General features: G+C 46.9%; 23 protein-coding genes, 2 pseudogenes and 1 riboswitch. Of the genes and pseudogenes, 16 read left to right on the top strand and 9 right to left on the bottom strand.

Translation table 11 applies throughout. From position 1 onward, the window contains the following. Positions 1-3 precede the first annotated feature (3 nt). Together P3L57_RS05945 and P3L57_RS05940 are read right to left on the bottom strand one after the other, a co-directional pair. A complete protein-coding gene (locus tag P3L57_RS05945; protein ID WP_069486367.1) occupies positions 4-591 on the bottom strand; it encodes an HAAS signaling domain-containing protein in 588 nt (195 codons plus the stop codon). Continuing rightward, positions 588-935, bottom strand: a complete 348-nt coding sequence (locus P3L57_RS05940; RefSeq protein WP_010333707.1) for a PadR family transcriptional regulator — start codon at positions 933-935, stop codon at positions 588-590. Before P3L57_RS05940 ends, P3L57_RS05945 begins: the two co-directional genes overlap by 4 nt. Positions 936-1,116: 181 nt before the next feature. Between P3L57_RS05940 and P3L57_RS05935 the strand changes: the two genes are divergently transcribed. Genes P3L57_RS05935 through P3L57_RS05925 form a run of 3 tightly spaced genes read left to right on the top strand, consistent with a single transcriptional unit; the run spans position 1,117 to position 3,154 of the window. Then, a complete protein-coding gene (locus tag P3L57_RS05935; RefSeq protein WP_069486366.1) occupies positions 1,117-1,653 on the top strand; it encodes an SdpA family antimicrobial peptide system protein in 537 nt (178 codons plus the stop codon). Continuing rightward, positions 1,638-2,573: a sporulation-delaying protein SdpB family protein gene (locus tag P3L57_RS05930; RefSeq protein WP_024120882.1), complete on the top strand. Its 936-nt coding sequence runs from the start codon at positions 1,638-1,640 to the stop codon at positions 2,571-2,573. Before P3L57_RS05935 ends, P3L57_RS05930 begins: the two co-directional genes overlap by 16 nt. Further along, on the top strand, positions 2,570-3,154 hold the full coding sequence (locus tag P3L57_RS05925) for a sporulation delaying protein family toxin (RefSeq protein ID WP_024120881.1): 585 nt from the start codon (positions 2,570-2,572) through the stop codon (positions 3,152-3,154). Before P3L57_RS05930 ends, P3L57_RS05925 begins: the two co-directional genes overlap by 4 nt. A gap of 53 nt (positions 3,155-3,207) precedes the next feature. On the opposite strand, the pseudogene P3L57_RS05920 reads toward P3L57_RS05925, so the two are convergent. Continuing rightward, positions 3,208-4,106 (bottom strand): annotated as a pseudogene (locus P3L57_RS05920) (CvfB family protein). A 98-nt stretch (positions 4,107-4,204) separates the two neighbouring features. On the opposite strand from P3L57_RS05920, the gene P3L57_RS05915 reads away from it, so the two are divergent. From P3L57_RS05915 to P3L57_RS05885, 7 genes are all read left to right on the top strand, one after another. Continuing rightward, positions 4,205-4,696 carry a YajQ family cyclic di-GMP-binding protein gene (locus P3L57_RS05915; RefSeq protein ID WP_044156433.1) on the top strand — a complete coding sequence of 164 codons (492 nt, stop codon included), beginning with the start codon at positions 4,205-4,207 and terminating at the stop codon, positions 4,694-4,696. 107 nt (positions 4,697-4,803) lie between these two features. Then, positions 4,804-4,921, top strand: a riboswitch (SAM riboswitch). A 90-nt stretch (positions 4,922-5,011) separates the two neighbouring features. Beyond that, entirely contained in the window at positions 5,012-6,850 is a 1,839-nt protein-coding gene (locus tag P3L57_RS05910; RefSeq protein ID WP_069486364.1) for a bifunctional homocysteine S-methyltransferase/methylenetetrahydrofolate reductase, read from the top strand. 98 nt (positions 6,851-6,948) lie between these two features. Further along, positions 6,949-7,398 carry a GNAT family N-acetyltransferase gene (locus P3L57_RS05905; protein WP_069486363.1) on the top strand — a complete coding sequence of 150 codons (450 nt, stop codon included), beginning with the start codon at positions 6,949-6,951 and terminating at the stop codon, positions 7,396-7,398. A gap of 4 nt (positions 7,399-7,402) precedes the next feature. After that, a complete protein-coding gene (locus tag P3L57_RS05900; protein WP_069486362.1) occupies positions 7,403-8,254 on the top strand; it encodes a GNAT family N-acetyltransferase in 852 nt (283 codons plus the stop codon). 89 nt (positions 8,255-8,343) lie between these two features. Further along, a complete protein-coding gene (locus tag P3L57_RS05895) occupies positions 8,344-9,612 on the top strand; it encodes an MFS transporter (protein WP_044156438.1) in 1,269 nt (422 codons plus the stop codon). An 8-nt stretch (positions 9,613-9,620) separates the two neighbouring features. Then, positions 9,621-10,736 carry a mandelate racemase/muconate lactonizing enzyme family protein gene (locus tag P3L57_RS05890; protein WP_069486361.1) on the top strand — a complete coding sequence of 372 codons (1,116 nt, stop codon included), beginning with the start codon at positions 9,621-9,623 and terminating at the stop codon, positions 10,734-10,736. 95 nt (positions 10,737-10,831) lie between these two features. Further along, positions 10,832-11,461 carry a YitT family protein gene (locus P3L57_RS05885; protein ID WP_044156440.1) on the top strand — a complete coding sequence of 210 codons (630 nt, stop codon included), beginning with the start codon at positions 10,832-10,834 and terminating at the stop codon, positions 11,459-11,461. Between the two features lie 45 nt (positions 11,462-11,506). Here P3L57_RS05885 and P3L57_RS05880 read toward each other — a convergent pair whose 3' ends face one another. Together P3L57_RS05880 and P3L57_RS05875 are read right to left on the bottom strand one after the other, a co-directional pair. Beyond that, positions 11,507-12,265 carry a phosphosulfolactate synthase gene (locus tag P3L57_RS05880; protein ID WP_044156442.1) on the bottom strand — a complete coding sequence of 253 codons (759 nt, stop codon included), beginning with the start codon at positions 12,263-12,265 and terminating at the stop codon, positions 11,507-11,509. Then, positions 12,262-12,945, bottom strand: a complete 684-nt coding sequence (locus P3L57_RS05875) for a 2-phosphosulfolactate phosphatase (RefSeq protein WP_069486360.1) — start codon at positions 12,943-12,945, stop codon at positions 12,262-12,264. Before P3L57_RS05875 ends, P3L57_RS05880 begins: the two co-directional genes overlap by 4 nt. Positions 12,946-13,146: 201 nt before the next feature. On the opposite strand from P3L57_RS05875, the gene P3L57_RS05870 reads away from it, so the two are divergent. The 3 genes from P3L57_RS05870 (at position 13,147) to cysC (ending at position 15,757) form a co-directional block, all read left to right on the top strand. Next, positions 13,147-13,857 carry a phosphoadenylyl-sulfate reductase gene (locus tag P3L57_RS05870; protein WP_083244448.1) on the top strand — a complete coding sequence of 237 codons (711 nt, stop codon included), beginning with the start codon at positions 13,147-13,149 and terminating at the stop codon, positions 13,855-13,857. 134 nt (positions 13,858-13,991) lie between these two features. After that, on the top strand, positions 13,992-15,161 hold the full coding sequence (gene sat / locus P3L57_RS05865) for a sulfate adenylyltransferase (RefSeq protein WP_277617511.1): 1,170 nt from the start codon (positions 13,992-13,994) through the stop codon (positions 15,159-15,161). Continuing rightward, positions 15,158-15,757, top strand: a complete 600-nt coding sequence (gene cysC / locus P3L57_RS05860) for an adenylyl-sulfate kinase (RefSeq protein WP_059336310.1) — start codon at positions 15,158-15,160, stop codon at positions 15,755-15,757. The genes sat and cysC overlap by 4 nt, the downstream gene beginning before the upstream one ends. Positions 15,758-15,781: 24 nt before the next feature. Here the strand turns inward: cysC and P3L57_RS05855 are convergent, their stop codons facing one another. Continuing rightward, positions 15,782-16,585 (bottom strand): alpha/beta fold hydrolase, encoded by an 804-nt coding sequence (locus P3L57_RS05855; protein WP_069486358.1) that lies wholly within the window; start codon positions 16,583-16,585, stop codon positions 15,782-15,784. 207 nt (positions 16,586-16,792) lie between these two features. Here P3L57_RS05855 and P3L57_RS05850 point away from each other — a divergent pair, with 207 nt between their 5' ends. Next, positions 16,793-17,431, top strand: a complete 639-nt coding sequence (locus tag P3L57_RS05850) for a pentapeptide repeat-containing protein (RefSeq protein ID WP_059293069.1) — start codon at positions 16,793-16,795, stop codon at positions 17,429-17,431. A 1-nt stretch (position 17,432) separates the two neighbouring features. On the opposite strand, the gene P3L57_RS05845 is transcribed toward P3L57_RS05850, so the two are convergent. After that, a complete protein-coding gene (locus P3L57_RS05845) occupies positions 17,433-18,851 on the bottom strand; it encodes an aminotransferase-like domain-containing protein (RefSeq protein ID WP_083244473.1) in 1,419 nt (472 codons plus the stop codon). Between the two features lie 87 nt (positions 18,852-18,938). Between P3L57_RS05845 and P3L57_RS05840 the strand changes: the two are divergent. Both P3L57_RS05840 and P3L57_RS05835 read left to right on the top strand, forming a co-directional pair. Then, positions 18,939-19,578: pseudogene (locus tag P3L57_RS05840) on the top strand (LysE/ArgO family amino acid transporter); the annotation flags it as partial. A 56-nt stretch (positions 19,579-19,634) separates the two neighbouring features. Then, positions 19,635-20,144, top strand: coding sequence for a DinB family protein (locus tag P3L57_RS05835; RefSeq protein WP_059293070.1), 510 nt, complete (start codon positions 19,635-19,637; stop codon positions 20,142-20,144). A gap of 51 nt (positions 20,145-20,195) precedes the next feature. On the opposite strand, the gene iolX is transcribed toward P3L57_RS05835, so the two are convergent. Further along, positions 20,196-21,224, bottom strand: coding sequence for a scyllo-inositol 2-dehydrogenase (gene iolX, locus P3L57_RS05830; RefSeq protein WP_059293071.1), 1,029 nt, complete (start codon positions 21,222-21,224; stop codon positions 20,196-20,198). A gap of 207 nt (positions 21,225-21,431) precedes the next feature. Further along, entirely contained in the window at positions 21,432-22,454 is a 1,023-nt protein-coding gene (locus P3L57_RS05825; RefSeq protein ID WP_059293072.1) for a LacI family DNA-binding transcriptional regulator, read from the bottom strand. Between the last annotated feature and the right edge of the window lie 7 nt (positions 22,455-22,461).

Here is a 22,461-nt window from a genome sequence, read left to right as displayed (position 1 = left end):
ACATTACTTGACGTTTAAATAAAGAAAAAAAGCGGCACAGCTAACCACAATCAGCAAAAGGACGACGAATGCATTGATGAGCGGCTGCACAAGAAGCAGAACAGCCAAAAACAGCAGATAGCCCGCACCGACCCTAGAAATCGTAACAATCTCATGTTGAGAGCGCATTTTGTTTTTTCTTACACCCGCAAACATCATTAACTTCTTCCGCTTCCACACATAGCCCGCAAGCACCGCCAAGTAAAGAGCCAATGGCGCATATCTGTATGAGGGCGGCAGCAGCGGCAGGAGTATGATTACAGCAATAAGAAAAACTGAAAGTCCGCTTTTTCCTAACACAGAACCCCTCCGTTTCTGTTCCTCCCCTTCACCCATCATCGCTTCGGCAAGCTCTTTCGGATGAGAAAACTCATTTTCGACAGCTTCCCGCAGATCCTCTACACAATGGCCGGCATTCATTCTGTCTTGTACAAAAGCGGTTAAATGGCCCTTCAGTTCGGCTATCGTGTTTTCTCTCTCTACTTCAGGCATATTCGCCAGCTCAGCGTTTAGTTCCTCCGTATAGCGGTCAATGATGTGCTGTGCATTCATAGCAAATCCCCCGATAAAGACAATAAAGCTTGATGGGTTTCCAGGTACTTCTCCAGCCGTTCTTTTAACATCTCTTCTCCTTTTTGCGTCATTTTATAGTACTTCCTTTTCGGGCCGTCCAAAGAATCTTGCCAAAAAAATTCGACCCAGTCCTTCTCCGTCATCCGTTTTAAAATCGGATAAATCGCACCCTCTGAAATAGCCAGTGCAGGGGTTGTTTTTAAGGACGATGTCAGCTCATAACCATACATCGGTTTTGAGCGCAGCAGGGATAAAATAGCCAGCTCGAAAATCCCTTTGCGAAATTGAACAATCCAGCGGTCGTTAATTTGATTCGTTTTCATGGTTTAAATATATCGAAAAAATCACTATATATCAATGACATATAGCTATGAAAAATGTCCTATTTTCCCCATTAACAAAAATGGAATTTCTCATACTTTTTAACCTTTTTATTACAGAAATGTTTTTATATTATGAAAAGTAAGAAAAATGAATTTCTTCAGTTTAAAAAGGAGCAGTCGAATGCAGAAATCGATATCATTTTTTATCATTTTTTCAGTTCTCTGGGGGTCTTTATTTCTGTTTTCAATCATTGGCAGCTTAGGGACAACCCCGATTCCGCTGACAAAGGACTCCAAATTTCTCATGTCCAGCGTCATTCCTCAAGGCTGGGGCTTTTTCAGCAAAAACCCCCGCGATACCGCCATCGGCTTATATGAAGATGGAGATGCCAGCGCCAAGGTCAGATGGCCTAATATGAGGGCTGATAACCTATTCGGCCTGTATCGTTATGGGCGATCGCAGGGCGTAGAAATGGGCGTTATCTACAGCCAAGTCGGCAAGGAACAGTGGACAGAATGTAAAGAAACGGACCTGAATGCCTGCAAAAGCAAAGCCAAAACCGTTCAGCTGCAAACACCGGCGCCCCGCCCGCTGCTTTGCGGCAGCTATTATTTGACGAAAGAGGACATCGTTCCTTGGAGCTATTCTAAATACACCGCTTCGTCTTATCAGGTAAAAAGCATAGTCAAGGTTGTGATCTCATGCTCGAAAACATAAAACAGACCATCACCGGATGGGACAAAAAAAATCCGTGGACAAATGTATACGGACTCGCGCGAAGCATTATTGCTTTATCCAGCCTGCTGACGCTGCTTGTCAATCATCCGAGCCTCATTATGAAGCCAGCCAGCGGAATCAGCAGTTACCCTGCTTGTAAAATGAATCTCAGTCTCTTTTGCCTCGGTGAAAATAACTATATGATGTTAAATCTGTTCAGGTGGGTCTGTATTGCCATTCTGGTGCTTGTTGTGATCGGGTGGCGCCCCAGAATCACCGGGATTCTCCATTGGTATGTCAGTTACAGCCTGCAGTCGTCGTTAATTGTCATCGACGGAGGAGAGCAGGCAGCCGCGGTTATCACATTTTTGCTGATTCCTATCACGCTGACTGACCCGAGAAAATGGCATTGGAGCGGAAGACCTGATGATCCAGAGGGCCAAAGAACAATTGGTAAAATCACAGCTTTTATTTCTTATTTTGTCATCAGGCTTCAAGTAGCGGTACTTTACTTCCACTCTACTGTCGCTAAGCTGTCTCAGCAGGAATGGGTGGACGGAACGGCCGTCTATTATTTCGCCCAGGAAAAAACCATCGGCTTTAACGGCTTTTTTCAGGCTTTAACGAAGCCGTTTGTATCAAGTCCGTTTGTGGTGATTCCGACATGGGGGACGCTTCTCGTTCAGATTGTCATCTTTGCGGCACTGTTCGCGCCGAAGAAGCATTGGAGATTGATTTTAATCATCGCTGTTTTTATGCACGAGATATTCGCGGTTATGCTGGGTTTAATCAGCTTTTCACTCATCATGGCCGGCATTTTGATATTGTATCTCACTCCAATTGATTCCACGTTTCAATTTACATATATACGCAGACTGAAGTGGAATAAAAAAGAAAAGAAGGGAGAGGTTTCAGTTTGAAGAAGGCGTTTCTTGTATTTTTGTCGGTTGTATTGGTGACAACAGTGTTTTTGGTGAAGCAGCAGGAAAGTGTAGCACAGGCGAAGCAGCTTGAGTATTCAGGTGAAGAGATTTTTAAAGGGTTTGTGTTTGCTCAGGGTGAAGTGGGCAAAAAGCTTCCAGAGGTATTTAATAAAGCCATGACTGACAAGCTCAACACAAAACAGGCAAAGGCTTTTGCCAATCAGGTTGTTGCTGATATCAAAAAAGAGGATGCTGACTTTTTTGACAATCTGAAGAAAGCTGTTTACAGCAAAGATGCAATGAAGGTGGATGAACTGCTGAAAAAAGCAGGTCAAATCGTTGAAGAAAAAGTAGAAGCTGCAAAGGACATCGCCGCTTCCAAGGATGATACGTCCAGAGTTCAAGCCGAGCTCGTCAACACGGTCGATACCGCTAACTATTTCTATTATGTTTCTTATGTTGCCGCAGCCGGTGCGCTGATTCTTGTCATTCTTGCCATTGATATTACGCCGATCGCGATTTCAGACAATGTGGATCGTGAAATGGCAATCAGAACGCTGGTTGATGAATTAAATTAGAATTAAAAAAGGCTCGCTCCGCAGTTCTGCTGCAGGCGAGCCTTTTTCATGCACTATTTTTTCTCGTATGTCCAGCCGTCTTCCTGATACACTTTTCCGTTTTTCATTAAGTGGCCAAGCGCCCGTTTAAAGGCAGCCTTGCTCATGTTAAAACGTTCTTTGATATCATCAGGCTGGCTTTTGTCGCTGTACGGCATGGCGCCGTTTCTCGTTCTTAAATACGTTAGAATATACTCGGCATCAACAGACAGCGCATCCTGCTTTCTCGGAAGAAGCGACATATTCACTGAGCCGTCTTCCTTCACTTGAATCACACGTCCTGTCACTCTTGAGCCGAGTCTAGGCTCTTCTTTTCTTTCTGATGAATGAATAAAACCGCGGATTCCGTCATCCGTAATGATGAACGATCCTGAAGCGATCAGCCTGTACACCGTTCCGGTCAGCTCTTTATTCATCAGATCTTCTGAAGCGTCCGTAAACAGCTCGCTGATGATGTCCTCCGGTGCGGGTTTGGCAAACATGCGCCCCCGATTTGTCACCTTCAGCATACAGTAGAGCTTATCCCCTTTTTGCGGCCAGACATCTTCATACGGCGGCAGATGCTCTGTTGCGACAAGCGCGTCTTTCGAAAGGCCGACATCGACGAATACGCCCATATCCTCTACCGTGTCCACCACTTCTACCCAGCCGTACTCATCAGCGCTGATGACCGGAATTTTCATCGTTGCTGCAAGCCGTTCCTGCTGGTCAACGTATATAAAGACCTCTACCTCATCTCTATCTTCTATATCCTCTGTCACTTCACTGTTATGTAAGAGAATCGTATCTTCTCCATCGGTTAAAAAGTAACCGAAGTCCGTTTCGTGATCTATACTCAAGGTTAATTGCTGCCCTGGTCTCATGCTATCGTCCTTCCTCTTCCCGCTTATTTCACTGCGGATCTTGTTAACATTTTTTCCAATCATCACAAATTGATTCTTTGTTCTGTTGGAAGTTTCTCTTTATTCTACTATAATCAACACATAAGTTAAATGTTATGGAGGTTTTCATATGGCAAAAGAAAGTTCATTTGATATTGTATCCAAGGTGGAACTCCCTGAAGTGCAAAACGCGATTCAAATCGCACTGAAGGAAATCAGCACACGCTATGACTTCAAAGGGAGCAAAAGTGACATTTCATTAGATAAAGAAGAGCTTGTTCTTGTTTCCGATGACGAATTCAAATTAAGCCAGCTCAAGGATGTGCTTGTCAGCAAATTGATTAAGCGCAGCGTGCCGACAAAAAACATTGATTACGCCAAAATTGAGAACGCGTCCGGCGGCACCGTACGCCAGCGCGCAAAGCTTGTTCAAGGGATTGACAAAGACAACGCCAAAAAAATCAATACCATCATCAAAAACTCCGGACTGAAAGTAAAGTCTCAAGTGCAGGATGATCAAGTGCGTGTCACCGGAAAAAACAAGGATGATCTTCAGCAGGTTATCGCAGCCGTTCGAGGTGCTGATCTGCCAATTGACGTTCAATTTATAAATTTCAGATAAATTTTCTGATTCCTATTGATTATTGTCTTTATTTTCGGTAAATTTGGAGAAAGGGAAAATGCCAGGCATCTTTTGGCAGCTCCTGAACATGTAAAATTTCATATCCGTTCTTATCAAGAGAAGCAGAGGGACTGGCCCGACGAAGCTTCAGCAACCGGTGTAATGGCGCATTGCCATGACCAAGGTGCTAAATCCAGCAAGCTCGAACAGCTTGGAAGATAAGAAGAGACAATATCACTGACAAAGTCTTCTTCTTAAGAGGACTTTTTTTATTTCTCTTTTTTCCTTGCTGAATGTGAATAAAGGAGGCAGACAATGGGACTTTTAGAAGATTTGAAGAAACAGGTGTTAATCGGTGACGGCGCAATGGGCACGCTGCTTTACTCCTTCGGAATAGACAGGTGCTTTGAGGAGCTCAATCTTTCAAAACCTGAGGAAATTCAGCGTATACATAAAGCCTATGTCGAAGCGGGAGCAAACATCATTCAAACCAACACGTACGGAGCGAACTATATTAAATTATCAAGACACGGCCTTGAAGATGACATCAAAAAAATGAATCAGGAGGCAGTAAAAATCGCGCGGGCTTCCGCCGGCGATGCGTATGTGCTCGGGACGATGGGCGGCATCCGCACGTTTAACAAAAATGCGTACAGCCTTGACGAAATCAAACGAAGCTTTCGCGAACAGCTGTACTTACTGCTGCATGAAGAGCCGGACGGTTTGCTGTTAGAAACGTATTATGATTTGGAAGAAGCCCGTGAAGTGCTGAAAATCGCCCGGAAAGAAACCAATCTCCCGATTATGCTGAATGTATCCATGCATGAGCAAGGCGTACTTCAGGATGGAACGCCGCTTTCTGATGCGCTGCGCTCGGTTGCGGACCTCGGTGCCGATATCGTCGGCATTAACTGCCGGCTCGGCCCTTACCACATGATTGAAGCGCTCAGTGAAGTGCCGATTTTTGATGACGTGTTTTTATCTGTCTACCCGAACAGCAGCCTCCCCTCTCTCGAAGAAGGCCGGCTCGTATATGAAACTGACGACACGTATTTTCAAAACAGCGCGGCTGAGTTCCGCAAGCAAGGCGCGCGGATTATCGGCGGCTGCTGCGGCACCACGCCAAACCACATCCGGGCGATGGCAGAGGCTGTGGGCGGACTCGCCCCCGTTACGGAAAAGCATGTAAAGGTTCGGGCAAAGGAATTGGTGACTGTTCAGCACGAACGGACAGAGCCGGGATTAAATGAAATCGCTGCGGAAAAGCGCTCAATTATTGTTGAGCTGGACCCGCCGAAGAAATTGAGCTTTGACAAATTTCTGTCCGCCGCTGCTGAATTAAAAGAAGCGGGAATCGACGCCCTGACGCTCGCCGATAACTCCCTGGCAACCCCGCGGATCAGCAATGTTGCCTGCGGCGCCCTTGTTAAGCAGCAGCTCGATATGCGGTCTCTTGTCCATATTACATGCCGGGACCGAAACATTATCGGCCTACAGTCACATTTAATGGGACTCGACACATTAGGGCTGCATGATGTGCTGGTGATTACCGGCGATCCTTCTAAAATCGGTGATTTCCCGGGTGCAACGTCTGTCTATGACTTAACGTCCTTTGATTTAATCAGGCTGATTAAACAGTTCAATGAAGGGCTGTCTCTGTCCGGAAAACCGCTCGGAAAGAAAACCAATTTCTCAGTGGCCGCTGCTTTTAATCCAAACGTCCGCCATCTCGATAAAGCTGTAAAACGGCTGGAGAAAAAAATCGACTGCGGCGCCGATTATTTTATCTCACAGCCCGTCTATTCGGAGCAGCAGCTTGTCGATATTCATAATGAAACAAAGCATTTGAAGACTCCGATTTATATCGGCGTTATGCCGCTGACAAGCAGCCGGAACGCTGAGTTTATCCATAACGAAATTCCCGGCATCAAGCTGTCCGATTCCATCCGCGAAAAAATGGCGCGCGCCGGCGAAGATAAAGAGAAACAAAAGGCGGAAGGCCTTGCGATTGCACGCTCCCTTCTGGATACTGCCTGCGAGCTGTTTAACGGCATCTATTTAATCACGCCTTTTCTCAGATCCGACTTGACCTCAGAGCTTACTTCTTACATTAAGCAAAAAGATGAACAGCGTCAGAATATTTATTTGCATTAACATCCCTTACTAAGACTGTCCGAACCAATTGGGCAGTCTTTTTCAAACCCGATTCGTGTTACGATATAGAAAAAAAATCACATAAGAGGAGGATCATCATGCTTGAAGTGAAAACCATTCCCGCAGAGGATACATATGAAATCCGGAACCGCATTTTGCGTCCCCATCAATCAATTGAACAATGCAAATATGAACAGGATCAAGCAGAAGGCTCTTTCCATCTCGGCGCTTTTTTTGAAGGAAAGCTGATCAGCATTGCTTCCTTTTCTCCCGAGAATCAGCCGCTATTGACCGATTCACCCGCATATCGGCTTAGAGGCATGGCAACGCTCGAAGAATACCGTGATCAAAAAGCCGGAAGCACACTGATCACATACGCGGAGCAGAAGCTGGCCGATATGGGCGTCAAGGCGTTCTGGTGCAACGCAAGATACCATGTGAAAGGCTATTACGAAAAGCTTGGCTGGAAAGAACTTGGCGAGCCGTTTGAGATTTCCGGCATTGGCACCCATATTGTGATGTACAAAAAACCAAGAACAAGCAGGTGATGACATGCATTCAGCGATTGAACTGATTCAGCTTACTGAAAAACATGTGCCCGGCCTATTGCGTCTGTCCCGGCAAGCCGGGTGGCCGGATTACGGCGAGCGAGAGCTGCAGTTGCTTGTAAAACATGGACGCTTCTTCGGGTATCAAAACAGCCAAGGAGACATCATCTCCTGCATCGGTTTGTTTTTGTACGGCCGACTTGCTTCTATCGGACTCGTTATCGTCGACAACGAGTACAAACGGCGCGGCCTGGGGCGGCGGATGGTGAACGCGTGTATCAGCCAAGTCGATGAAAACACCGCCATCATGCTTTGCGCCACGATGGAAGGTTTGCCGCTTTATGAAAAAGCCGGATTTCAAACAGCGGGTTCAATCCGCAAATACAGCTGTCAAAGCTTCAAGCCGCTTACAAAGCAGCATGACATTGAACTGACATCTTTTACAGAAAAGGATTTTCCGGAATTAATCGCGGCTGATCAAGCCGCCTTTGGCGGAGACAGAGCAGCACTTCTGCATCATTTGATCTCTCAATCAGCGGAATGTGTAATTGTCAGAAATAATGAAGGCACATTCATTGGCTATGGCTTATCTGTACAAACACCGGCCAATCTGAAATTAGGCCCGCTTATCGCACCTTCACCGGGTCTCGCTGCTGTATTGGTTAACAGGCTGGCCGCAGGAAAACAAGGACCGTTGCGAATCGACGTGTCTGGGGAAAGCCCGTTGCTGCATGACAGCCTGGAAGCAATGGGCTTTCACTTAGACGATGAGCCCCCGCTTATGATGTACCAAAAAAAGACGCTGCCTGCACGAAACAGACAATTATTCGCTGTCATCTCACAGGCGCTCGGTTAACCCTTTTTTACCCGAACAGGAAGATTCTGTTCGGTTTTTTTAATGCCTTCAGGGACACTCTAAGCAGAAGAAAAGGAGTGTGCTTTGAGATGGAAACATCAAAACAAAATAACGGAATGACGATTGTAGCTATCGGTTCTATCCCTTTAATATTAACCCTTGGAAACTCTATGCTTATTCCTATACTGCCAAAGATGAAATCTGAACTTCATTTATCCCAATTTCAAGTCAGTCTCGTGATCACGGTGTTTTCCCTGATTGCGGCGTTTGCGATTCCGATTGTCGGCTATCTCGCAGACCGGTTTTCACGGAAAATCATCATTATTCCCTGCTTATTTTTGTATGGAGCAGGCGGATTGCTGGCCGGGTTTGCGGCAGGTTTTTTTGACAATGCTTATCCGTGGGTCATGGCTGGCCGGGCTCTTCAGGGTATCGGAGCAGCCGGAACGGGACCGATTGCGATGGCGCTGTCAGCGGACCTATTTAAAGGCGCGCAGGAAAGCAGAGTGCTCGGCCTTGTTGAAGCGTCAAACGGAATGGGGAAAGTTCTATCGCCGATTATTGGCTCACTTATCGCCCTGATCGTTTGGTATGGCGCATTTTTTGCCTTTCCTGTGTTTTGTATCATTTCAATCGTGCTGACTTGGATTTTTATTAAAGAAAAGGAAAAAGAAAAAGAACCGCCTCCTATCGGAAAATATGCAAAAGGGCTGTTAAGTGTATTTAAGCATGAAGGCAGATGGCTGTTTACCGCTTATTTAGCCGGGGCTACCTGTTTGTTTACCTTATTCGGCATTTTGTTTTACCTATCAGACGTACTGGAAAAAACATACGATACAGACGGCGTCAAAAAAGGGCTGATTTTGGCGATTCCCCTTTTGGTCATGTGTGTGACATCTTATACGACGGGCAGCAAAATCGGACAAAAGCAATCGTTAATGAAAAAGCTGATCGTCATCGGTTTAGCGTTTATGACTGTGTCTTACGCGGCACTGTCATTCATTGAAAATCTCGTCCTGTTTATCAGCGTTCTCGTGCTGAGCAGTATCGGTTCAGGCCTTGTCCTTCCTTGTATAAACAGCTTTATCACAGGTGCTGTCGGCAAAGAACGACGGGGTTTTGTGACATCGCTGTACGGATCAGTCCGTTTTCTGGGGGTGGCGATCGGGCCTCCTATTTTCGGGCGCTTGATGCAGTGGTCAAGACCCGGCATGTTCTTAAGCATTGCGGGCTTGACACTGGTTGTCGGTATTCTTGTGCTTACGCTGATTCATGTCAAACAAAATAAAGACGAGACGAATGAAAAAGAAGAGCCTGCAATGAATGGCAATCGGCTTCAGCCGGCTGAGGAAAGGTAGCGTCCGGTTTGAAAATCGAACGGATCGAGACTTTTCCGCTCTTGCACCGATTAGAGAAACCTTACGGAGATGCAAACGGATTTAAACAATACCGGACATGCTATCTGATCAGAATTATCACAGAAAGCGGCATTGACGGCTGGGGAGAGTGCGCGGATTGGCTCCCGGCCCTGCATGTCGGTTTCACAAAACGAATCATTCCCTATCTCTTAGGTAAACAGGCAGGCAGCCGCCTGCCTTTAGTGCGCACAATCAAAAAATGGCATCAGCGGGCGGCATCGGCTGTAAGCATGGCACTGACGGAGATTGCGGCAAAAGCGGCAGGTTGTTCCGTATGCGACATGTGGGGCGGACGGTACAGAGAAGAACTCCCTGTATATGCCTCTTTCCAATCCTATTCAGACCATCCGCAATGGATCAGCAGCTCGCTTACGAATGTTGAAGTTCAATTGAAACAGGGCTTCAATCAAATTAAAGTCAAAATCGGCGGGACAACCTTTGAGGAAGATGTGCGGCATATCACCGCCCTGCAAAACAATGCCGGCAGCTCTGTTTCTATTATTCTGGACGCAAACCAAAGCTACGATACAGCAGCAGCTTTAAAGTGGGAGCGTCTTTTTTCGAACTGGACCAATATCAGCTGGCTGGAAGAGCCTCTGCCTTTTGACCAGCCGCAGGATTACACTTTGCTGCGGAGCCGTTTATCCGTTCCTGTCGCCGGCGGAGAAAATATGAAAGGCGCGGCACAATTTGCGTCTCTCCTCTCACAGCGCAGCCTGGATATTATTCAGCCTGATGTCATGCATGTCAATGGAATCGATGAGTTTCGCGACTGCCTCCAGCTCGCGCGTTATTTCGGTGTGAGAGTGTCTGCCCATGCCTATGACGGCGCTCTTTCCCGGCTTTATGCTTTATTTGCGCAGGCCTGTCTGCCTCCGTGGTCAAAAATGGAGAACGACCAAATTGAACCGATTGAGTGGGACGTAATGGAGAATCCTTTTACAGAACTGATCAGCCTTCAGCCTTCAAAAGGAATCGTGCACATACCGAAAGGAACAGGGATCGGCAGAGAAATCAATACGGAGATCATCAATCGGTATATGTGGGATGGTTCAGCGTTTTAAGCTGTACCATCCCTTTATTTATAGACATAAATCATGGACAGCCTCATAAAATGGTAACAGCGGACAAGTCTTTTCATAAAGGAGCAAATGACTTAATGGCTGAACTGCTGATGAAAGCAAAACTCACGTTTATGATTGTCACAGGCGGTGTATTACAGGGACTCGGCATGTCCTTATTTTTATTTCCGCATGATATTCCGACAGGCGGGGCGGCAGGTATTGCGGTCTTATTGCACCATTTGTTTCACATTCCCCACGGCTTCTCGGTATGGGCTGTGAATGTGTCGATGCTTTTCACTGCTTTAAAATGGCTGGAGATGAGAACATTCACCGGCACTCTCGCCTCGATTACCGTCACCTCTGTATCGGTATTGGTCTTCGATGTCATTTTTCCGGACATCACCTCAAACCTGTGGCTTGATTTGGCAAGCGGCGCTGTTTTATTAGGACTCGGCATCGGACTTTTATACAAATATAAAATTTCTAACGGGGGGTTTGGAGCCCTTGCTCTTATGATCTCAATTTACCGGGGCGGAAACCCGGGAACCATCTTGCTCATTATGAATTGCGTCATTTTTATGATTACCGCATCAATTATTGCCTGGGGCATTGTGATTCAAGCTCTGATTTGCCAAGTGATATCAACAAGAGTCATCGACTTCATCTATAACATCCGCCTGACCTCTCTTCCCATACTTACGCCTATGTACCGTCATAAAAAATAATAGGCAAGAGGCTCTCCCGATACAGAGAGCCCCGCAGCCGCTGTTTTACAAAAAAAAGGTATCGGATCTTAACCCCAAGCGCAAAGTCTCCAGAGCAATCGCATCATGAAATGAGATATTCGCCAAATTGACATTCGGCCCAATCCTTTGGATAAAACCTTGCTGGAGCGTTTTGTTCGGTGCTTCAAATATCATTCGGCTGATATCAATATCCGACAAAATGATATCATCAACGATTTGAAACCGGACATCTCCGCTGCTGGAACAGATCCCCCCTGTCCCGCTTTCCCTTGCTTCCGTAATCACTTTCTCTGCGCCTGCCTCCATATCTTCGAGAATATACTCAAGCCATTCCTCAGAGCACTGGCAGCTTGATACTTCCTCATCCTTGCTGCCCACCTCGCTGAGCACAAGAAATTCATCAGAAAAATCAGCAATGTAAGCCGCTTTTTCTTTATTCGTCATCGGGAGAGTGCCGTTTGAAATCTCAATATATTCGCACCCGAAGTATGTGCAGTACCGATGAAATTCGTTGACTTTATTCTGGCTTACATATTTCTCAAACAGCGTGCCGCCGAAGAAAAACTTCACATCATGCTCTTTCAGGGAGCTGATTTTTTCTTCAAGGTCTTTCGTAAGTAATGAAGTGCCCCAGCCGAATTTCACAAAATCTATATAGTCGGATGCCGCGCCTATCACATCTTTGAAAAACTGTAAGGGGTAGCCGTTGTCGATTAAAATGGTCTGTCCGTTTTCTCTCGGTTTACTTGTTCTCACTGGCAATTCTAGTGAAAAATCATTCATATCATGACCCTCTCTATCGTTGGAACTTCTCTTTCTTGTTTTACTTTCATCACGAAGTCGCCCGTTATTTCTTTTGTACAGTACGCAATGTCTTCCGGTTCAAATAACGGCTGGCTGCTGTCAAAAAACTTCTCCGCAACGGATGAGTTTTTGATTCTTTCAATCACTTCAGCCGCCGCAACATTCCTCCCTTCTATGATGCTTTTGATATATTTCGCACACGCCATATCATCATCACCTGACGGATGGGAAGCCACAATGTTCAGCACACAATCTTTTGCAGCGAGCTTTTTCACATATTCCGCTGTTGTTCTGGCATTAGAAAATCCGGTCACAAAAAGATGCTTGGCCTTCAGCGCTCCTAACGCCGCTGTGACGCCGTTTGTCGTTTTCTGGATCAGCCGCTTATCCGCCATATCCTGCTCTGCCATACGCTTTGGAGAATTATCCAAATCAAATCCTTTGATTCCGACCCCCTTTTCCTCTCCTGTTAATACATAATCCGGATAGGTTTCTTTCAACTTGAAGGCTTCCTCAGTTGTCCGGACCAAGAGAATTTCTTTCGCCCCGCCGATAAAAGCAAAATGGGCCACGGTAAAGGCTCGAATGACGTCAATAACGATATTGATATCTGCCGGGGCAAGTGAATGATGATGCCCCTGATAAATGGTAATCGGCATAATACCTCTCCTTGGGCATAAAACCATTTTGCTAAAAAGCATATTCAGCTGGTCTCTTATTGGTTCCGCTGCGCCTCCGTCTCCTCATTTTAGGCGGCCGCACACCTAAAAACCCTGAACCTTTATCTCAAAAGTGAATAGTCTGCCTATAACTCGATCAATAGATAAAAAAACAGACAGATGCAAAACGGGGGGAAAATATTGAACGAACACATCACCTTTGACACATGGAACGAAACGCTGGCAAAAGAGATGACGGACCAATTGATCGATGAGCTCGATGTATTGAAATGGGCTTACAGGACATACGGGGATAAAATCGTGTATGCATGCAGCTTTGGCGCTGAAGGGATGGTGCTTCTCGACTTAATTTCAAAGATCAACAAACATGCGCACATCATCTTTTTAGATACAGGGCTCCATTTTCAGGAAACATATGAGCTGATCGAAGCCGTCAAACAAAAATACCCGGCATTTACGATCCAGCTGCTTGAACCTGAGCTGAACTTAAAAGAACAAGCGGCGCAATACGGCGATGAATTATGGAAACACAACCCGAATCTCTGCTGCCAATTACGGAAAATCGCACCTCTGCAAAAACACTTATCAGGCATGACAGCTTGGATTTCAGGTCTGCGCCGGGAGCAATCGCCGACGAGAAAGCATATTCAATTCATCAATCAGGATCAGAAATTTAAGCTTATTAAGGTCTGTCCGCTCATTCACTGGACATGGGATGATGTTTGGACGTACATCCGGCTCCACAATTTGCCTTACAACAAACTGCACGATCAAAATTACCCGAGCATAGGCTGTGAAATGTGCACATTGCCTTCTTCAAACCCAAATGATGAGAGAGCGGGAAGATGGGCCGGACGCGAGAAAACTGAATGCGGTCTGCACCAGGAATGAAAGACCGTATGTCGTGAGAATGGAAGCGCCGGCAGGTTTCAATCTACATTTTCTATTGATGAGAAAGCCCGTCCAGCGAAGAAATGGCAGACTATTAAAAAACAATGTAAAACGCAAAGATGGAGGTTAAGCACGTGAATGCAATCGAGCCCCATGGAGGGGTGTTAATCAACCGCTTCGATCCCGCATGCACTTTTGATGGCTGCACTTGCGAAGCTGAGCTTGATCAGCTGGCACTGAGCGACCTCGAGCTTATCGCGATCGGCGGCTACAGCCCGTTAACAGGTTTTTTGGGAGAAAAAGATTATCATTCCGTTGTGAAAGAGATGAGGCTGGCGAACGGTTTGCCGTGGAGCCTGCCTATTACGCTGCCTGTCAGCGAAGAAACAGCCAAACAGCTGTCTGTCGGAAATCACGTGAAGCTTGTGAAACACGGCGTGACGTACGGCATGATGACAGTGACCGATATCTATCAGCCAGATAAAACACAGGAGGCGCTGTCTGTTTATAAAACAAACGATCCCGCCCACCCCGGAGTAAAGAAACTGCTGGAGCGTCCGGACTTTTATATTGGAGGGCCTATCCTTGTCAGCCGCCTTCCCGATAAGTCCTTCGAACAGTTTTATGCAGCGCCGGCACAAACGAGAACGGCCTTTGAAAAGCTCGGCTGGAAAACGATTGTCGGCTTTCAGACGCGGAATCCCGTTCACAGAGCCCATGAATATATTCAAAAAACAGCGTTGGAAACCGTCGACGGTCTGCTGCTTCATCCGCTAGTAGGAGAAACGAAATCAGATGATATTCCGAGTGATATCAGAATGGAAAGCTACCAAGTACTGCTTGACCAGTATTATCCAAAGGATCGGGTGATGTTATCGGTGTTCCCTGCCGCCATGCGGTATGCCGGGCCGCGTGAAGCGATTTTCCATGCGCTCGTCCGCAAAAATTACGGCTGCACCCATTTTATCGTCGGACGCGATCATGCAGGCGTCGGCAGCTATTACGGAACATACGACGCACAGACCATTTTCGGATCATTCACCGAGGAAGAGCTGGGCATCAAGCCGCTGTTTTTTGAGCATAGCTTTTACTGCCGGAAATGCGGAAATATGGGCACCTCTAAAACGTGTCCGCACAACGCGAGAGATCACATCCATTTATCAGGCACTAAAGTGAGGGAGCTTCTCCGCCAAGGCAAAAAGCCGCCGAAAGAATTCAGCCGGCCCGAGGTCGCAAGCGTGCTGATAAAGGGGCTCCATCAGCAGCCTGTTGCCATTCAGAGAAACAGCGGGGGATCAGAATGACACACAACCCGAATATCGTTTGGCATCCAGCGGTGATCCAAAAATCTGACAGACAGAGCTTAAACGGACATAAAAGCTGCGCCCTTTGGTTTACCGGTCTGTCCGGCTCAGGAAAATCAGTGCTCGCCAATGCCGTAGATGAAAAGCTCTATCACATGGGAATTCGGAGTTATGTCCTTGACGGCGATAATATCCGCCACGGATTGAATCGAGATCTCGGCTTTCGGACTGAGGACAGAATCGAAAACATCCGCCGGATCGGGGAAGTCGCAAAGCTGTTTGTCGATAGCGGCCAAATGATCTTAACAGCCTTTATTTCTCCGTTCAGAGAGGATCGGGATATGGTCAGAGCGCTGTTTCCCGACGGAGAATTTCTCGAAATTTATGTGAAGTGCCCGCTCCAGGTTTGTGAACAGCGGGACCCGAAAGGTCTTTATAAAAAAGCGCGCAACGGAGACATTAAACATTTCACGGGGATTGATTCTCCCTATGAAGCGCCTCTTTCTCCCGATTTGATCATTGAATCCGACCAAACGTCCATTGCGGATGGGGCTGATTTGATCATCAAAGAATTGCAGCACAAAGGCATCATTTAAAAAACCCGACATTGATCGGGTTTTTTATTTAGCAAACTGCGCAATCAGGCTGTTTATTTTTTCTTGTTCCTCATAAAAGAGCCCGTGCCCATTGTTTTCAAACGGAACCAATTCCGATTGCTTTATGCCGCGTTTTAATACTTTTGCAAAATCAAACGGAGCGATTTTGTCCTTTCTGCCGTGCAGGATGAGTGTCGGCACCTTGATTTCCGCAAGATCCTTTCTGAGATCCTCGTCTCTTAACGCAATGCCTGAGTGAATCGTTCCGTACGAGGAAGCGTCCAGCAAAAGATTCTGGAACCATTGCTGGAACTCCGGAGAAACTTGTTTTTCGAAAAACTGTCTTCCCAGGTCAGCAAGCGTCTTCGGCCGATCGCTTTTGAATTGTTCAATCATGTCATCAATGTCCTGTTTCCTCATGCCGTACGGATAGCCCGGGCGCTTTGTAAATGCTGGCGCGGCCGCTGACAATAAAACCAGTTTATCGATGTCGGCGCTCTCATGCCTTGCCATGTAACGGATCGCAATTGCGCCGCCCATCGAAAAGCCGGCGAGAATCGCATTCTCAAGCTGAAGCGTATAAATAACGGCTTTCACGTCATCTGCCATCGTATTATAATCGTAGCCTTCCCACGGGCGGTCGGAATCACCGTAGCCCCGAAAATCGATGCCAATAAAACGGAAACCTCTTTTCGGCAGCTCATTCATTTGATATTCAAACATCTTATGATTCAGCGGCCAGCCATGCAAGAAGATAATAGGCCTTCCATGCCCGATATCCTCCACAAACAGTGTCACATGCTCCTCGGTTTTTACGTAATGCCCCACTCCACATTCCTCCTGTTCCCTTTTCTTTCCCGTCTTGTAAACGCCTTGACGTGCGAGAAGCTTTGCATTTATGCTTACAAAACAAGCGGGCTGCAGCACCCAGAAAAGGCTCTTCACGTTTTACTATATGTATCAATCCTCGGAAACGATCTATGAAATTGATCCTGATGGCTTTAGGTCATTCAGGAATGTAAAGGATGTCAAATCATGAATAAAACAGCGATTCAAAAACCGTACGTACCAGAAAACCTGCAAGCCGCCGATTTTCATGAAACGGCTGCAACAGATGATGTGATCAGCATGCATTTATTTGAAGATTGTTCAATTTCCAGTGAAGACATAGACAGGCTTTGTATTGAAAAAACCGTATTTCGGAATGTCGTGTTTATCGATGTTTCCTTTCGTTTTATTGAGCTGACAGATGTGATTTTCGAAAAATGCGATTTATCGAACGCTGATTTCAGCGGGGCTGTTCTGCACAGAACTTTATTTAAGCAATCGAAAATGGTCGGGATGAACCTGGCTGACTCAACGCTGCGGAATGTGTCGTTCGAGGAATGTCACGGGCAATTCAGTTCATTTTATTATTCAAATATGAAACACGTTCTGTTTCATCATTGTGTCCTTCTGCAAAGTGAATGCAGCAGCATGGCGCTCCAGCAGACACACTTTGATGCGTGCGAACTGGAGGGCGCCAACTTTACCGGTACGTCACTTCAAAACGCGGACATCAGCTCCTGCCGGTTTGAACAGATCCATGTCTCACTAGACAAATTAAAGGGCTGCAAAATTGCTCCGGAGCACGCAATGGCCTTTGCGAGAGCGCTGGGAGCTGTCATCGTCTAGCTTAAGCCTGCGTCATCAGGCGGCGGGCTGTATCTGCAGCCGCCTTGATGCCGATTTTCAAATCCTGAAGAGACGCATAGGAATACGACAGCCGAATGCTGTGCCGGTCTTCGCCGTCATAAACGGAACCGGGGTTCACCAGCACCTGCTGTTTCTTGAATGTGACCCATATATAAAAGCCGCCGGCTGGGATGCGCCACTCGGCAATATCTCCTGCATACTGCTGAAGTAACTGAAGTGCCGCGTCTCTCCTTTTCTTCAGCTCCTTTCTTACCCAAGCGAGGTGTTCTTCATAATATCCTTGTGACAGCCATTGCGCCGCGGCCCATTGAGAGAGGCCGCTCGATCCGTAATCCGTCTGCATTTTAATGTCAGCCAGCCTTTCAACAACTGGTTCCGGACCGGCCAGCCAGCCGATTCGAAGACCGGGGCTTACTGTTTTCGAAAACGTGCCGAGATACAGGACATTGCCTTCCTGATCCATCGACTTTAACGGCAGCGGCGGCTGTTCTTCAAACCACAAATCACCGTATGCATCATCCTCAATGACCGGCAGCTGCTCTTTTTTTGACAGACTGACAACCTCTTCCCTTCTCTTCTCCGACATCACAATGCCAGTCGGATTATGAAACGACGGAATCGTGTAAAGCAGCTGGCCCCCGTATTGCTTCCGGTAAGCTGAAATCAGCCCCGCCTGCATTCCTTCTTCATCCATCGGCACACCGCGAAGCCGCATCCCTGCGGATTGAAAAACATGCAAAGAGTGAAGATAGGAAGGTTTTTCTGTCAAAATGACTGAGTCCCGCTTTAAAAGCCCGATCGAAATGAGCTGGAGCGCCTGCAGTGCGCCGGATACAATTAAAATGGCTGAAGGTGACACATTGATATGCTTTGTTTTTAAATGCTCAGCCACCGCCTCCCGCAGGTCTATATTTCCTTTCGGCTGTTCGTATCCTAAAGACAGAACATGCGGATTGATTTGCTGAAACATCCTGCGCATCGTTTCAGCCGGCAGCAGCTCTGATGAAAGCTCTCCAGTCCCCAGCCGAATGATATCCGCTCGCGCCTCGTTTTTATTGATATCCTGAATGATAGAAGAATTGGGATGATGAATCCCTGAGCGGACATAGGTGCTCCAATCAAGCGGCGGAGCCGACGCAAGCACGCTCCATGTGCTGTTTACTACCTTTGTGCCGCCGCCTCTTCTCCCCTCTAACAGACCTTGAGACGTGAGTTCATCAATCGCCGATGTCACTGTGCTTCGGTTGACCTGAAACATATCCGCCAGCGTTCTTTGCGACGGAATTTTCGTCCCTACAGCCCACTCGCCATGGAGAATTTTTTCTTTTATATATTGTTCGATTTGCCGATGAAGCGGAATGTCCGATTCACGGCTCGGCTGCCAATGTGACAACGTTATGCCCCCTTTTTTCACATTATACATTTGGCTGGTTTCAAAACCAACCAAATGGCCGGAGACATGTAAAATCTTCTCTATTATTATGAGAAAAACAGATGTGAAAGGAGTTTTTTTCAGCATGAATGCAATGATTCACGGAATCGTGCTGGCCTTCGGCTTAATTTTGCCGCTGGGGGCGCAGAATGTATTTATTTTTCAGCAGGGAGCGTGGCAAAGGCATATTTGGCTGGCGCTTCCAGCCGTCATCAGTGCTTCTGTCTGCGATACCCTGCTCATTGTGTTAGCGGTTGCGGGTGTATCTGTCATTGTGCAGCAGGTGCCTGTTTTTGAGACGGGAATGATGGCCGTGGGATTTTTGTTTCTCATTTACATGGGCTGGGTGACATGGAACAGCCGTCCGAAAACGGATGACAAAGAAAACAATATATTCACAGCAAAGAAACAAGCCGCATTTGCCGCAGCCGTGTCTCTGTTAAACCCGCACGCCATTTTAGACACTGTCGGCGTCATCGGTACAAGCTCTTTGCAGTATTCAGGGCTGGAGAAATGGCTCTTTATGGCCGCCTGCATCGCTGTGTCTTGGATTTGGTTGATCAGTCTTGCGATAGCGGGCCGGCTGTTCCAGACGATAGATACGAGCGGCAGGCTTATGTTGATCGTAAACAAATGTTCTGCGGTGGTAATGTGGGCTGCCGCCGTCTATTTCTTGTTCTCGATCTTTCGTTAACTGGAGGAAACCACAGCCTAAACATCGAATTGTATTTAGAAAAGGGGGCGATGTTTGTGACTGATGCTAAACAATTTTATGACTACCATTCCTGGGCGAACAAGCGAATCTTGAACCATATCGAACACCTGCCGGAGGGAACTGCTTATCAAGAAGTAAAGAGCGTATTCCCTTCAGTCAGTGACGTACTGCTTCATATGTGCAGGGCTGACTACATATGGCTGAACGTTCTTTCGGGAGTGGACTACCAAGAGATTATAGACGGCACAGGGAAGTTCGAGTCCGCGCATGGCAATATGACAGCGATTAAACAGCACGCTTCCGAGTTGGAATTACAGTATCATCATTTCTTCAGCCGCCAAACGGACTTAGAACAGACCTTCTCCATGCAGCATCCGAAACTCGGTACACTGGAATCAACCTATGCAGACACCATCCTGCATGTCGTCAATCACGGCACTTATCACAGAGGGAACGTGACAGCCATGCTAAGACAGCTGGGTCATTCAGGCGTACCTACTGATTATATGTACTTTTTATATGAGAAAAGAGAAAGCAAGGGCTAAACTGTCCTTGCTTTTTTTGGCGGAAAAGCCTCAAATGGAACCTATTAACTTTTACATACCTGTATAAGCACGCTCCACATCAAGCTGTACAGACCTGCCGCTTCGATACGAATCGGTCGCGGCGATGCCGACTTCTAAATTGATTGTCGCATCGACATCTGTCACAATCGGTGTTTTTCCATTTCGGACGCACTCTGCAAAATGCTGCAGTTCTAAGCAGTAGGCTTCATGAAAACGAGTTTGAAAGTCTGGGATGATCTCATAGCTGCTCCCTTTAGCAGTCAGGATGGTCACATTTTGGTTTCTCAATGTCCCTATGAAAATACTGCCCTCTGTCCCGATAATTTCTGCACGGATATCATGGCCGTATGGAGAGGTTCTGCTTGCCTCGACGTCTCCCGCTGCGCCGGAATCAAATTCTAAATACGTCAGCGCCTGATCAACATCGCCGTATTGTTCCATAAACGGGTTGTTTAAAATACGGCCGTGTCCGGAAACAGAAGTGATCTCCGCTCCGAGCAAATATCGGGCAATATCGTAATCATGGATGGAACAGTCGATAAAGATCCCTCCGCTATGTTTGATAAACTCAGCGGGAGGCGCTCCTTGATCGCGTGTAAAGCCTTTATAATAGATGGGTTTGCCGATCTCTCCCGCGTCTATCCGCCGTTTCGCATCCGCATATGCAGGATCAAAACGCCTCATAAAACCGACTTGGCAGATGACACCTGTCTCTTTTATTGTTTCAGAAACTGATTTTGATTCCTCAAGGTTTAATGTCAGCGGTTTTTCAACGAAAATCTGCTTGCCGTTTTCCGCCGCTTTGATGATCATTTCCCCATGTGTGCTTGTCGGCGTTACGATGACCACTGCATCAATCTCGGGATCTGCTAAAATCTCATGCGGATCATCCGACCATTTTTCAAGCCCGAATTCTTTAGCGACCTGCTCTGCTCTTTCTGTCATCGGATCACCGACACTGACAAGCTCAGCTCCCGGAACGCTGGTCATAAGGTTTCTTGCGTGATAGTATCCCAGTCTCCCTAACCCTAATACCGCGCATCTTACTCGATTTCCCATGTCCTCATCTCTCCTTAGTCTCCTTTTTCACCGCCTAATGAAAGCGCTTTACCATAATGATTAAAAAAATAGCGGTTCATCCCACTATTTGGCCGATATAATTTTGCGCAAGCGCTTTCTCAAAAGGTGATTTCATTTTACAATGTCCTTTCTTCCCATGCAATATCTTTTTCGCCTTCGCTGTCAAAAAGAAAAGAACCCGCTGCATTATCGGATTCTTTTCTTGAACGGTGCTGTAGAATGTCTGATCACTAGCTCGGGTGATAACACGATTTTTTGTTTTGCCTTTCGTTTTCCTTCGATTTCTTCCGCCAGCAGTTCAATGACGCGCTGCCCCATTTCTTTAATCGGCTGGGCTACCGTTGTCAGGGGCGGATCGACCATTTCAGCAAGGATGGTGTTATCAAACCCGATGATGGACAGGTCATCCGGAACCTTGATGCCTCTTATTCTCGCCGCCTGAATGGCGGCACAGGCCAATACATCGTTAAAAGCAAAAATAGCCGTTGGCCTATCCCTGTCCAGCAATTTTCCCGCCTCTTCCTTTCCGCTCTCCAAAGAGAAGCGTGTCGGAACGATCAGCGACTCATCGACCGGCACATTCGCTTCCCCCATCGCCTGCCGGAATCCTTTGATTCTGTCTGTTTCACCTGTCGTTGACCCATCACCCACAATGCAGGCAATCCTCGTGTGGCCCAGTGACAAAAGATGCTTCGCCGCCTCATACCCGCCTAGAACATCATCCATCACGACGATATCCATCGGTAAAAGGGGCTTATCCTGTGAAATCATGGCGAGCGGGATATGTTCGCTAATGATTTCCTCTAAAGCTGACATGCTGTCATGATTCTCAATTCCTGTCGCAAAAATGATGCCGTCTACGTTTTTTTGCTTTAGGACAGAAAAATATTTCGTTTCTTTTTTCGAATCGTAATCGGTACTGCAAATGATCATCTGAAAACCTAGCTCATCCGCTCTTTCCTCTATGCTTTTCGCGAGCTCGCCGTAAAACGGGTTTGAAATATCAGGCGTCACAAGGCCGATAATATTGGTTCGCTTTCCCGTTAAAGCAGCGGCGTGGACATTGGGCGTGTACTCCATTTCCTTCATCACATTCATGACCCTTTGCCTTGTTTTGTCACTTATCCGGCCCGTATGGTTAATGACGCGCGATACGGTCGTGATCGAGACACCCGCCTTCCTCGCCACATCGTAAATTGTCGTTTTCATCTTCATC

The organism is Bacillus sp. B28 (assembly GCF_029536185.1).
GTDB lineage: Bacteria > Bacillota > Bacilli > Bacillales > Bacillaceae > Bacillus > Bacillus halotolerans.
Note: the sequence above shows the minus strand (reverse complement) of the source record. Positions and strands in the feature narration are given on the sequence as shown.

Bases quoted from the DNA above. Each gene is read 5' to 3' on its own strand.
- P3L57_RS05945 (WP_069486367.1), bottom strand. From the start codon at position 591: ATGAATGCACAGCACATCATTGACCGCTATACGGAGGAACTAAACGCT.
- P3L57_RS05940 (WP_010333707.1), bottom strand. From the start codon at position 935: ATGAAAACGAATCAAATTAACGACCGCTGGATTGTTCAATTTCGCAAA.
- P3L57_RS05935 (WP_069486366.1), top strand. From the start codon at position 1,117: ATGCAGAAATCGATATCATTTTTTATCATTTTTTCAGTTCTCTGGGGG.
- P3L57_RS05930 (WP_024120882.1), top strand. From the start codon at position 1,638: ATGCTCGAAAACATAAAACAGACCATCACCGGATGGGACAAAAAAAAT.
- P3L57_RS05915 (WP_044156433.1), top strand. From the start codon at position 4,205: ATGGCAAAAGAAAGTTCATTTGATATTGTATCCAAGGTGGAACTCCCT.
- P3L57_RS05910 (WP_069486364.1), top strand. From the start codon at position 5,012: ATGGGACTTTTAGAAGATTTGAAGAAACAGGTGTTAATCGGTGACGGC.
- P3L57_RS05905 (WP_069486363.1), top strand. From the start codon at position 6,949: ATGCTTGAAGTGAAAACCATTCCCGCAGAGGATACATATGAAATCCGG.
- P3L57_RS05900 (WP_069486362.1), top strand. From the start codon at position 7,403: ATGCATTCAGCGATTGAACTGATTCAGCTTACTGAAAAACATGTGCCC.
- P3L57_RS05895 (WP_044156438.1), top strand. From the start codon at position 8,344: ATGGAAACATCAAAACAAAATAACGGAATGACGATTGTAGCTATCGGT.
- P3L57_RS05885 (WP_044156440.1), top strand. From the start codon at position 10,832: ATGGCTGAACTGCTGATGAAAGCAAAACTCACGTTTATGATTGTCACA.
- P3L57_RS05880 (WP_044156442.1), bottom strand. From the start codon at position 12,265: ATGAATGATTTTTCACTAGAATTGCCAGTGAGAACAAGTAAACCGAGA.
- P3L57_RS05875 (WP_069486360.1), bottom strand. From the start codon at position 12,945: ATGCCGATTACCATTTATCAGGGGCATCATCATTCACTTGCCCCGGCA.
- cysC (WP_059336310.1), top strand. From the start codon at position 15,158: ATGACACACAACCCGAATATCGTTTGGCATCCAGCGGTGATCCAAAAA.
- P3L57_RS05850 (WP_059293069.1), top strand. From the start codon at position 16,793: ATGAATAAAACAGCGATTCAAAAACCGTACGTACCAGAAAACCTGCAA.
- iolX (WP_059293071.1), bottom strand. From the start codon at position 21,224: ATGGGAAATCGAGTAAGATGCGCGGTATTAGGGTTAGGGAGACTGGGA.
- P3L57_RS05825 (WP_059293072.1), bottom strand. From the start codon at position 22,454: ATGAAAACGACAATTTACGATGTGGCGAGGAAGGCGGGTGTCTCGATC.